We start from the raw sequence: 12,223 nt of genomic DNA, 5'->3' as shown, positions 1-12,223 counted from the left end.
TTTCCCCACTTGATATCATTGCACCTACAATTATAAATAACTGTGCCTTATGTCTTCTCAACAAAAAATTCTTCGCTCTGCTCTTTTCACATCATTTATTCCTTTTGGCATTTTCTTTAGTGCACACAGTCATGCAGGTATGGATGTCTATTGTGAACCTTCGACAGAAATTCAGACCAATGCCTATACTGCATGCAATGAATTGCCTGCGCTCACGCCGGCAAATGACAATCAAACCAATATGCTGCTGTTGCTTAGCGATTTAGGCATTGCCAAATTTAATATTCAAGAAGAAAAATCCACTTTATGGACAACTAGCTATAGCAAAGTCCCTTTTGAAGTTTCCAGTCTTTTAGTGAATAGCCACAATAAATTGCCAAATGCACGCAAACCTCTAAAAGCACCAGATTTAAGCTATAACGAGCATTGCAATAGCCTGCAAAATGGTGCGCACGCGTTTATTCAACAAGTCAAAACCGACACTAAGCTTTCAAGCAGTGAAAAAGACATGTTGATCCACGAGCGTGAAAAAATTAATAACTGTGAAAACACATTAGCTTTACTGAGCGTGAATCCCAATTGGTCTGCCGCTGCACGTCAATATGTATCCTATTTAAATGCAACGATCTCTTTTTATAATGCTAACTTTTCCACAGCGACTAAGATTTATTCAGTATTAACTAATGTGTATCAACCTTGGCTGAAAGAAACATCACAATATATGTTGATTCGAAGTGCTTTAAATGAGGCTTATCAAAGTGGTTTAGGTGAATATGGCGATTTAGATCATGACAAACTCAATCAAAACTTATTAACCACTTTTTTTAATAACATTACTCAGTACTTTAAGCTCTATCCGCAGGGTCAATATGCTGCAAGCGCACGCGGTTTATTAAGACGTGGTTTTTGGCTCAGCGGTAAACACGATTTACTGATCAATGAATATGTTTGGCAAATCAATCATCCAACATCCAGCGTCTATAATTTAGAATTGCCAAATCTACCTTATGAATTAGATCGACATGTTTTTCAAAGTAATAGACTCAATGTCAAAAATTTGAAAGATCCATTTTTTCTTAGCATTTATGACCTTATGCATATGCGCAAAAAAGAAATGGCCGATGATGTGGTCATTTCATGGGCTGAGTTAAACGCACAGAAAAAATATTTTAAAGATTCACCAGAACTGTTTCAGTATTTGCAGGCAAATCACTTATTTAATGTGCAAAACAAAGCACAAGAAGCACTCAAATATCTGCCACAACAAGTACCGAGCAGCATCAACAGTTACCTACAGTTGAGTCAGCTACTACTTAAAGGCCGCATTCTGGAAGCTAGTGGGCGAAATCAAACCACTCAAAAATATTGGGAAAACCTACTTTCCATCAGCAAAACCGCCGAACAACGTGGATTGGCTGAACTTATGCTCTATCGCTACTATGCTCAACAGCAAAATACTGCACAATTTATTGGTTCTTCAGCCAAAATCAAGCAAGCTTATCTACAGCAACAATATTTAGTCGATGCAGCGAATGAACAAAGTTTAATGTCTGTGGTCAAAAATAACGTGGCCACGCAAGATCAAAAAAATGTTGCGCTTTATACCCTACTAAATAAGTCATTGGCTTATCAAAACTTTGATTTATTTAACCAAGCGTATCGTGAATTACCAAGCAACGCGGCTCAATTTAATACTGAACAAAACACTGCGGAGAAGTTTCGCAATCAGCCATCATTTGCAAATTTCTTATGGAAAGGTGCAAGCGTGAGCAATTCGATTAAATGTCCTGACTTGGCAACTTTGACCCAACAATTGCAAGTCAACCCAAAAGACCTGAGCCTTAATTTATGCTTAGGTGAATATGCGCGTAGTTCACAAGCCTATACCATACTAAATCTCAACTACCTGCCTGATCATTCACTGCAAAGTTTCAAGGGTACTTATTTTGCCCGTGGCGATGTATATAAAAACATTATTAAAACAGGGACAAAATCTGAATTAACGGCTTATGCGCTGTACCGTGCCATTCAATGTTATGCGCCAAGTGGCAATAATGAATGCCAAGACAAAGATGTAAATAAGTCGGTTCGAAAACAATGGTTTGATCAAATCAAACGCGACTATCCAGAAACCAGCTGGGCTAAATCTCTAAAATATTATTGGTAATTGATGATGATTTTGCAGGTGATCAAGTGGTCAAGAACATTTCGACTTTTGCTTATCTTGAGTATAGGTTTGTGCTCTGCTTGCACACCTGCCCAATCTGGAAAAACACAACAGGCTCAAACCAAATTACAGCAACGTGTTGATGCAGCACATTATTCAAGTTTTTGGATTTGGGGCAATATTTCTAGTAGCCCCTACTTACAGCAAGCCACGGAGCTCTATATTTTACAAGGTGAATTGAATTGGAATAAACCTTTAAAACGATCCGAGTTTATCCCTCAAGGCATTCAAGTCCTCCATAAACCACAGCAGAAAATTTGGATTGTAATCCGTAGCCATCATTTACAATGGTCAAATAGCAATATTCAGCAAATTTTGCAGCGGCTAAAACATTGGGAAAATAACGGCAATCAGATCCAAGGCTTACAAATCGATTTTGACGCAAAAACTAAAAACATTCATCAATATGCCTTATTCCTTGAAAATATACGAAAGCAACTACCTCAAAAATATCGTTTAAGCATTACTGGTTTAATGGATTGGACAAATATTCAAGATCAGCAAACGCTCAGTGTTTTGCGACGCAATATTGATGAGATCGCTATTCAAACTTATCGTGGTAGTGTCACGATCGAGAATTACACGAGCTATTTGAATAAAGTCTCAAAATTGAAACTACCTTATAAAATAGGCCTTGTACAAAATGGCCTTTGGCACGCACCTCAACATTTAATTAATGATCCTTATTTTAAAGGTTATGTGGTGTTTTTATTGCGTACCGCTAATCGGCCTTAAACCATAAATAACTCAAGCATTTTAAATCCATGCCTTGTATTTCAAACCTAAACGCTCTAAAATTCACGCTTCGCAATTATTGCGACACAACTTTGGTTGTGACTCCTTGCTTCAATCAATTAATGATTGGGGCTGCCTAAACCGTAAGGAGCTGACAATGCGTCACTACGAAATCGTACTATTGGTACATCCAGACCAAAGCGATCAAGTTGTGGGTATGGTAGAACGTTACCTAACTCACATCAAAGAAGCTGAAGGTCAAATCCACCGTCTTGAAGACTGGGGTCGTCGTCAATTGGCTTACCCAATCAACAAGATCCACAAAGCTCACTACATTCTTATGAATGTTGAGTGTGGTCAAACTACTCTTGATGAGCTAGAAGAATTGTTCCGTTACAACGATGCAATCATTCGTAGCCTTATCATCCGTCGTGAAAACGCTATCACTGAAGAGTCACTATTGGCTAAGAGTGCTGAAGAAAAACGTGCGCGTAAAGCTCAACGTGAAGAAGCACAACAAGCTCAAGACTCTGCTGAAGCATAAGGAGAACATAACATGGCACGTTTTTACCGTCGTCGCAAGTTCTGCCGCTTTACAGCTGAGAACGTTACGTACATCGACTACAAAGATATCGACACTTTAAAACAGTACATCACTGAAAACGGCAAGATTGTTCCTAGCCGTATTACAGGTACTAAAGCTCGTTACCAACGTCAATTAGCGCTTGCTATCAAACAAGCTCGCTACTTGTCTTTGATCCCTTACACTGACAATCATAAGTGAGGTTGAGCTGTGGATATTATCTTATTACAACGCATTAAAAACCTTGGTAAATTAGGCGATAAAGTTTCAGTTAAAGCTGGTTACGGCCGTAACTTCCTTATCCCTCAAGGTAAAGCAGTTGCTGCTACTGAAGCTAACACTGCTGCATTTGAAGCTCGTCGTGCTGAACTTGAGAAACAAGAAGCTGAAGTATTAGCTGCTGCTCAAGCACGTGCTGACCAATTGAACGAAGTTAACATCGTGATCACTGCTAAAGCTGGTGACGAAGGTAAACTATTCGGTTCTATCGGTACTCGTGACATCGCTGACGCGTTAACTAATGCTGGTCTTGTTGTAGACCGCGCAGAAGTTCGTTTACCAAATGGTGCGCTTCGCAACACTGGTGAATTCAACATCGCAATCCAATTGCATCATGATGTTGTTGCAGAAGTTCTAGTTACTATCGTAGCTGAGTAATTTCTTGCAAAGAAAAGAGCATGCTTACGCATGCTCTTTTTTTATCTGTAAAAAATAGTGCTCCAACTTTTTTATATTTTTAACTCTTCATTCAATTCAATGTATGACGAATTAATCGGAAATACTTGTTCGCATTTCTGTAGAAAACGCCTATCATTTCAGTTCAATGAAGAGTTGAAAAAACTGTAATTAGCACCCATTTCCATCACATTAAATGGTTTCAGCATCAGGGATTTTTATGTCACAGGCGAATGCCAGCAAGCCAAACTCTACGCCAACAGCAAAAACCACAGAACAAAGTTCGTTGAAAGAGTTTCGTACCCCACCCCATAACCTTGCGATTGAACAAGCCGTGCTTGCTGCACTGATGACCGTTGCAGAATCTTTTGAGCAAGTGGGTGATGTACTGACTGAAGCTGATTTTTATGCGACCCGTCATAAATATATTTTCCGTGCCATCGATCAACTGTCAAAAGATAGCTCACCTTATGATGCGGTCTTGGTCAATGACTGGCTGATTAAACAAAACTTGCTCGATGCTGCTGGTGGCGAAGAATATCTGATGCAACTCATGTCAGATTCACCTTCAAGTTTCTATAACCTTGAAACGTATGCTGCAAAAATTAAAGAATTTTCCACTTTACGCAGCATGATTAAAGTCAGCTCAGAAATTTTACAAAATGCCTATGACACCAAAGGTCGTACGGTCAGTGAAATTTTAGATCTAGCAGAAACTAATATTTTCTCTATTGCCGAGCAACACAACAACAACGCCAAAGCTCAAGGCCCTAAAGCCATTAACTCTGTCGTTGCTAGTGTATTTGATAAGTTGAATGAACTTTCTCAAACTGAAGGCAGTATCACGGGTTTAACCACTGGATTTGTAGAACTTGATAATAAAACCTCAGGTATGCAAGCAGGCGATTTGATTATTGTGGCGGCCCGTCCATCGATGGGTAAAACTACTTTTGCCATGAACTTGGTTGAAAGTGTGCTGTTTAATAACAACCTGCCCGCTCTAGTTTACTCTATGGAGATGCCCGCGGACTCGATTGCAATGCGTTTGATATCCTCGTTCGGTCGTGTACACCAAGGGCATTTACGTGCAGGTAAAATGGATGCAGATGAATGGTCGAAAGTAACCAGTACCATTGTGCATCTCCAAGAAAAGAATTTGTATATCGATGACTCGTCTGCACTACCTCCAACGGAAGTACGTGCCCGCGCGCGCCGAATTGCCAAAATGCACGGCGGTAAACTTGGCTGCATCATGGTCGATTACTTGCAGCTTATGAAAGTACCCGGTATGGGCGATAACCGTGTTGGCGAGATCTCAGAAATTTCCCGAAGCTTAAAAGCACTGGCTAAAGAAATGCACTGCCCAGTAATTGCACTGTCACAGTTGAACCGATCACTGGAAAACCGTCCTAATAAACGCCCAGTGATGTCCGACTTACGTGAATCAGGTGCAATCGAGCAGGATGCCGATTTGATCATGTTTATTTACCGCGACGAGGTTTATAACAAAGAATCTAAAGAAGCGGGTACTGCAGAAATTATTATTGGTAAACAGCGTAACGGTCCAATTGGTACTGTGCGTCTTGCCTTTGAAGGTCAATACACCAAATTTAGTAACCTCTCCCCTGAGTTTTATGCTCAGTATGATGATGAAGAGTAAAGACTTTTTATCATCCATTAATTCATCGACCCTGTAGGAGTATTTAGGGTGCGCCAAGCTACAGTTTATATTGATCAACAAGCACTTCAATATAATTTAAACCGTGTCAAACAACTTGCCCCAACCGCTAAAATTGTAAGTATGGTGAAAGCCAATGCTTATGGACATGGAGTTAAAGACTGCTTAGCAGCCTTAAAAGACAGTGATGCCTTCGGTGTTGCCTGCCTAGAAGAAGCCTTAGAAATTCGTGAACTGGGTTATGAACAACCCATTACGTTGATTGAAGGCATTTTCTCAGATGATGAAATGCAAATTATCATCGATAAAAAAATTGAATGTGTGGTGCATCATCAGCAACAACTAAATTGGTTACGTGAGCATAAAGATGCCTATATCGCTCAAGGTCTGAAAGTTTGGGTTAAACTCAACAGCGGTATGAACCGTTTAGGTTTTAAAGTGCCTGAAATTATTGATGTTATCAATGCATTAAAGGCGGAAGGTTTTACTTGCGTACTGGCTATGCATTTTGCCAATGCTGACGCAGAAAATCATCCACTAAATGACCAACAACGTGAACAATTTTTACACGTAAAAGAAGCTTGTGCGCCAATCATGGGTTCGTGCTGTAACTCAGCAGCGATTTTCAAATGGCCAGAACTGAATTTTGATTTTGTTCGTCCAGGCATCATGCTATATGGCGCTACACCTTTCGCAGACCGTTCTGTAGAAGCATTAGATCTTAAACCAGTGATGACCTTTACCGCTGAAGTGATTGCTCTAAATACCATTCAAGCTGGTGAATCTGTGGGTTATGGATCGACTTTTGTTGCAGAGCAAGAAATGAATCTTGCGATTGTGTCGATTGGTTATGGGGACGGATATCCACGTGCCTTCCCTAAACAAAACTATGTATCTATTCAAGGACAGAAAACGCGGGTAATTGGCCGTGTTGCCATGGATATGATTGCGATTGATATCACTGGTATGAATGCACCAATAGGCACTGAAGTTGAGCTTTGGGGCAAAGATCGTCTGGTTGATGACGTTGCAGAAGCGAACGGAACCATTGGCTATGAATTATTATGCCGTATGAGCGCGCGCCCTGTACGTAAATTAGCTTAATTAGCCAAATCAAAAAGCCCAGATCAATTCTGGGCTTTTTTATTGGCTTTATATATTGTTTTATTTTCAGATTAAATCGTCATTGAAAATAGTCAGCTGTAGGTTTTGCTAACTCGATTAAGCCCTGACGCAATGCTTCAGACCATCCTCTACTGATCATTGTAAAATATGGGTCTTCTTCATAAATGCGTTTACCAGTAGGTATTTCTAAACTGTCTTTCTTATAGACTAAAGCATCTAATGGCATACCTACAGACACATTTGAGCGTATCGTTGAATCAAAAGAAATTAAACTGCAGCGCATTGCTTCATCGAGCGGCATATCGTAACGCAAAGTTCGGTCAAGTATCGGCTTACCATATTTACTTTCTCCAATTTGAAAATATGGGGTATCCGGTGTCGCACAAATAAAATTACCTTGCGGATAGATATTATATAGCTGCATATCAGCGCTACCAATTTGACCACCTACTAATAAACTACAGTAATAATTACTTTGTTCTAAAATATCTGAGGTGACATCAGAGATAACTTTTTTAAGGTATGCCCGACCAATTCAGCCACTTCGAACATCGTATTTACACTATATAAATTCGGCTCTTGTTTGACCTCTAGCTGATTTTGTAAATGCCCGATGACCGCTTGTGTAGTAGCTAAATTCCCAGAGGTTTGGATGGTAATAAATCGCTCACCCGCAATACCAAAGGTATAAAGTTTACGAAAAACTGAAATATGGTCAACTCCTGCATTTGTACGTGTATCACTGACAAACACCATGCCATCTTTTAATCGTAATGCACAACAATAGGTCATTTTTATCCCTCAAATGATTAACAACTCAACACTTGTACAATTGAGCTCATTGACTCAGTACCACCTTTATCACGAACGCCTCGAACTGGAGCTACATCCCAGTAGTCCCGCCCAATCGCAACATAAATATGTGATTGTGGTGTAAATAGCTGATTACTGACATCAAAACAATACCATTTATTTTCGATATAGACTTCTACCCAAGCGTGACTGGCAAGGTGGCTACTATTCGGCACAAATAAATACCCAGAAATATAACGTGCAGGAATACCCAAATAGCGACACATTGCGATCATGACATGGCTATGATCCTGACATACCCCTTGCTTATGATGAAAAGCATCAATCGCTGAAGTATGTACCGATGTTTGATTCGATACATAGGGAATATGCGCCAATATCGCTTCAGCCAAACGAATCAGATTGGCACGATTGATACGAGGGACATAGCAATCGGCAAAACTTTTCATGTGAATATCGTACTGCGTACTCGGCGTTGGCTGTAAAAACAATTTCGGGTTTAAATCATCTGAATTTGAATCTGTTGAATTCAAATTCATCTCTACGATGCCCTGCGCCATAATGGTCATTTGCAGATAAGGTTCGCGCTGAGTTGTGGTCAACCACACATTACCAAAAGTATCCAATTGCATATCACGCTGCCCCGGCACACTCACATCCCAATTTTGCACCTGTTGGTGTGCATTGGTGGACGGGGTCATTTTGATATATTGAATGCTTCTGTTTACCACATCAGTGTAAACATAATGGGTCTGATGGTTGATCATGAGCCTCATACAGCCACCTCAAACATATTTTGGATATGATCACTGAAATGGTAGAAGTTTTGGCTATTCGGCTGCTGTTTAAGTGCCAACCATGCCTCTTGCACGCTTTCCCATCCAAACTGAACCAAAGCCATGACAATATGTTCAATCTTCGCTAGGGTGTGTTGAATGTCCTGCTGCATGCGTAACTGGCGATCAAGCTGCTCTATGGCTTGTCCTAAACTAAAAAATAAAAATACATCTTCAGATTCGGACTCTAAAACATCTTGGCAATCTGTTACCACGTCACAGATATAACCTGGGTTATCACTCGCATTACGAATTAAACGGCTGAGTTCTGCATAACTTTTTGCTGAAAGTACACCCCTTAAGTCCTGAATATTACTTTGCGCATATTGAAATTGGCTGGAAAATGACGCCGGCTGCTCCGCATTTAAAACTAACTCATTCATTGAGTCGGCATCAAATGCTGGCAAACAAAAAGCGTGTGCATAGCTCAATGCCGTATCAACATCTTGAAAAGGGAAAATACTGCATAAATATTGAGTACGTGCTAAATAACGCCCCAACCAAAAAATATGTTCTGCATTACTGTTTAATAAAATCATGTTTTGCTCCTTCACTGGAGTGCTATGAGCGTAAATCGTCTACTACCCACGTATCTTTAATGCCGCCGCCTTGAGAAGAATTCACTACCAATGAACCTGCTTGCATCGCGACACGAGTTAAGCCACCCGGTACAATTTCAGTTCGATATGGTGAACTCAGTACAAATGGGCGTAAATCGATATGGCGTTCCGAAACACCCGCCTCACTTAGGGTTGGGCTGACAGATAAATTTAAAGTCGGCTGTGCAATATATAAATGTGGTGCTGCGGCCACTTTATCTTTAAAGCTATTTAATTCTTGTAAAGAAGCTTGTGGACCGATCAGCATGCCGTAACCACCTGAACCCTGCGCTTCTTTGACCACCAATTTTTCGATATTCGAGAGCACATAATCCAATTCGTTCTGCTCACGACATTGATAGGTCGGCACATTTTTCAGGATCGCTTGTTCGCCTAAATAGAAATGAATCATTTTATCCACATATGGATAAATCGATTTATCATCTGCTACGCCTGTTCCCGGTGCATTTGCAATGACCACATTATGTTGCATATACGCTGACATGAGCCCTGCTACGCCCAAAGTACTGTCAGGTTTGAAACATAATGGATCGAGAAAAGCATCATCCACACGACGATAAATTACATCAACCTGTTGTCGGCCTTTAATGGTTTTCACATAAACCTTATCGTTTTCTACATAAAGGTCACGCGATGTCACTAAGGGTACATCCATCTCCCTTGCCAAAAAAGCATGTTCATAATAAGCACTGTTAAAACTCCCTGGGGTTAAAACCACGATAAACGGGTTATCGACGTAGGCATTTTCTGCAAGAATTTCACGTAAAAGCTGCGGATACTGCTCAATCCCCATGATGTTGCTTTGCTGGCAAAGTTCAGGCATCAGTTTTTGACTGATCTTACGGCTTTCTAGCATATACGACACACCAGACGGTGTTCTAAGATTATCCTCAAGGACGTAAAATTCGCCTGATTGATCTCGGATGATATCAATGCCACTGATTTGGCTATAAATTTTACCTTTTAGCCCATGCATATACATTTGTGGCAAATAGGCTTCATGGGTTAAGACTTGCAGTTCAGGAATAATTCCTGCTTTTAAAATATCTTGTTGATGATAGACATCATGTAAAAACAGATTGAGTGCTTTCACGCGCTGTGCGCAGCCTAGAGATAAATTATTCCATTCCTTTCGTGCAATCACACGCGGAATAAGATCATAAGGTATGGTGCGTTCAATGCCCTCATCTTCGCCATACACTGTAAAAGTAATGCCTTCATAGAGAAAATGTTGTTTTGCAACCTGATTTAGTTGCTTCAATTCATCAAGCGTATGCTGTGATAACCACTGCTCTATCCGTTGGCATGATTCTTTAGCTACCGTTTTGCTGTCGCGCATTTCATTAAAAAAATCCGAATTGAATTGATTAAACAGCGCATATCCTCGAGCAAGTGGTAAAATTTTTAATGTAGAGACAGAAGTATTAACCAACTTTGCCTCATAACCCTCAATTCCATTTGAAGTTGTATTACGATTTTCTTTCAGCATAGCAACTCCATGTTTTTGTCATGTTTTGTAAATAAGATAAAGCAATATATATGCCATCAATACATATGCTGCTTCTCTTTGATTATTTATGCATCATTTTTACAAAGTGGTACAGCATGTAACTGCTCAAGTTGTGTCAAATTGCGTTATTAAAATCATCTTAGTTTTTTCAGATGAAGACTTGCTTAACGCAGGAAGATTTCTTATTGTGTCCCACAGCATCATTTTATTCATTTAAGTCCAAGTTCAAGCACTAGATTATGTCTTCACAAGAAAAAGAAACGTCGAACAGCCTCTATCGTCAGTGGCAAATTCTTTCACGGCTGTCCACAGGTAAGTGGATGGGTACCCGTGAATTACAAGAAATACTGAACCGTGAAGGTATTGATATCAGCCTACGCACCATTCAGCGCGATTTAAATCAAATTTCTCTGCGCTTCCCGATCGAAAGCAGTAAAACAACTCCGCAAGGATGGCGTTGGCGTTCAGATGCACCGATTCAAAGCTTGCCACATATGACCAGCTCGCAAGCGGTCACCTTTATGATGGTGGAGGAGCATCTAAAGCATTTGCTTCCACCGAGCTTAATTGAAGAAATGAATCCTTGGTTTGACCTCGCACGTCGAAGTCTGTCGTCGCAAAATAATGTCCGTCAGTGGATTAACCGCGTGCGTATCGTACCAGCAACTCAGCCATTAATTCCTCCTGTGGTTGAAAAAGCTGCACAGCAATCGATTTATGAAGGCTTACTACAAGACAAACAACTTGAATGTCTATATCAAGGTCGTGGACAACAAAGCGAAGAAAAGACCTATATTTTAAATCCACTGGCGTTGGTCCAAAAAGGTGCGATTATTTATTTGGTATGCACCCGTCATGACAAAACGGACATCCAAACCTTTGCTTTACATCGTTTTAAATCAGCTACGGTCTTAAATTCACGTGCATTACATCCTGTCGATTTTGATATTGATGCCTATATTGACTCTGGAGCGCTTGGTTTCCGCGTGGACTTCAATAAGCCGACTGAAATGATTCAACTCAAATTAACCATGTCGGAATCAGAAGCAGTTTATTTTGAAGAAAGTCAGCTAAGTAAAGATCAAGTGATTCAAAAAACCGAAGATGGCTGGGTTGAAGTTAGTGCAACAGTACCATTTACCTCTCAGTTAACATGGTGGCTGCGTAGTTTTGGGAAAAAGATTCAGAAAATTGAACCTGAAGAAGTCGCTATAGTTGTACAACAACGCAATGATTAAACCGATCTAAGGTTTTCTGCTACCTTAAATACTAACTAATGTTACGCACATAAAAGTAGGGTGTGTTGACATTTACAGCCGATAAATTGAGCTAAAGAGGCAACCATATAAATATACAAGCTAAAGCAACAGCGCTTTGATAGTTACGTTTTAGCTTATCGTATCTTGTGGCAATTCCTCTAA

Annotated in this window: 11 protein-coding genes and 2 pseudogenes; 8 read left to right on the top strand and 5 right to left on the bottom strand. The window is 40.2% G+C overall.

The window, feature by feature from the left end; all coding sequences use genetic code 11:
• Window positions 1-49: 49 nt before the first annotated feature.
• From FTU77_RS11920 to alr, 7 genes are all read left to right on the top strand, one after another.
• Window positions 50-2,167 carry a hypothetical protein gene (locus FTU77_RS11920; RefSeq protein WP_180055889.1) on the top strand — a complete coding sequence of 706 codons (2,118 nt, stop codon included), beginning with the start codon at window positions 50-52 and terminating at the stop codon, window positions 2,165-2,167.
• 6 nt (window positions 2,168-2,173) lie between these two features.
• Window positions 2,174-2,962, top strand: a complete 789-nt coding sequence (locus FTU77_RS11915; protein ID WP_180040406.1) for a DUF3142 domain-containing protein — start codon at window positions 2,174-2,176, stop codon at window positions 2,960-2,962.
• A 157-nt stretch (window positions 2,963-3,119) separates the two neighbouring features.
• Window positions 3,120-3,506, top strand: coding sequence for a 30S ribosomal protein S6 (rpsF, locus tag FTU77_RS11910; protein WP_004696436.1), 387 nt, complete (start codon window positions 3,120-3,122; stop codon window positions 3,504-3,506).
• Window positions 3,507-3,518: 12 nt separating this feature from the next.
• Entirely contained in the window at window positions 3,519-3,746 is a 228-nt protein-coding gene (rpsR, locus tag FTU77_RS11905) for a 30S ribosomal protein S18 (RefSeq protein ID WP_004278792.1), read from the top strand.
• 9 nt (window positions 3,747-3,755) lie between these two features.
• Complete coding sequence (gene rplI / locus FTU77_RS11900; RefSeq protein WP_078188585.1) at window positions 3,756-4,202, top strand: 50S ribosomal protein L9; 447 nt, start codon at window positions 3,756-3,758, stop codon at window positions 4,200-4,202.
• Between the two features lie 238 nt (window positions 4,203-4,440).
• Complete coding sequence (dnaB, locus tag FTU77_RS11895; protein WP_078188586.1) at window positions 4,441-5,880, top strand: replicative DNA helicase; 1,440 nt, start codon at window positions 4,441-4,443, stop codon at window positions 5,878-5,880.
• Between the two features lie 48 nt (window positions 5,881-5,928).
• Complete coding sequence (gene alr / locus FTU77_RS11890) at window positions 5,929-7,002, top strand: alanine racemase (RefSeq protein WP_180055888.1); 1,074 nt, start codon at window positions 5,929-5,931, stop codon at window positions 7,000-7,002.
• 79 nt (window positions 7,003-7,081) lie between these two features.
• On the opposite strand, the pseudogene FTU77_RS11885 reads toward alr, so the two are convergent.
• From FTU77_RS11885 to FTU77_RS11870, 4 genes and pseudogenes are all read right to left on the bottom strand, one after another.
• A pseudogene (locus FTU77_RS11885) lies at window positions 7,082-7,815 on the bottom strand (peptidase).
• Between the two features lie 17 nt (window positions 7,816-7,832).
• Window positions 7,833-8,612 (bottom strand): transglutaminase family protein, encoded by a 780-nt coding sequence (locus tag FTU77_RS11880; protein ID WP_180055887.1) that lies wholly within the window; start codon window positions 8,610-8,612, stop codon window positions 7,833-7,835.
• Window positions 8,609-9,211 carry an alpha-E domain-containing protein gene (locus FTU77_RS11875; RefSeq protein WP_180055886.1) on the bottom strand — a complete coding sequence of 201 codons (603 nt, stop codon included), beginning with the start codon at window positions 9,209-9,211 and terminating at the stop codon, window positions 8,609-8,611. The genes FTU77_RS11880 and FTU77_RS11875 overlap by 4 nt, the downstream gene beginning before the upstream one ends.
• A gap of 22 nt (window positions 9,212-9,233) precedes the next feature.
• Complete coding sequence (locus FTU77_RS11870) at window positions 9,234-10,781, bottom strand: circularly permuted type 2 ATP-grasp protein (RefSeq protein WP_180055885.1); 1,548 nt, start codon at window positions 10,779-10,781, stop codon at window positions 9,234-9,236.
• Window positions 10,782-11,041: 260 nt separating this feature from the next.
• Here FTU77_RS11870 and FTU77_RS11865 point away from each other — a divergent pair, with 260 nt between their 5' ends.
• Entirely contained in the window at window positions 11,042-12,040 is a 999-nt protein-coding gene (locus FTU77_RS11865) for a YafY family protein (protein ID WP_180051117.1), read from the top strand.
• Window positions 12,041-12,131: 91 nt separating this feature from the next.
• Here the strand turns inward: FTU77_RS11865 and FTU77_RS11860 are convergent.
• Window positions 12,132-12,223, bottom strand: a pseudogene (locus FTU77_RS11860) (IS5/IS1182 family transposase); the annotation flags it as partial.

Source organism: Acinetobacter sp. YH12142 (assembly GCF_013418435.1).
Lineage (GTDB): Bacteria > Pseudomonadota > Gammaproteobacteria > Pseudomonadales > Moraxellaceae > Acinetobacter > Acinetobacter amyesii.
The sequence above is the reverse complement of the archived record's forward strand: the minus strand, read 5'-3'. Positions and strand labels throughout refer to the sequence as shown.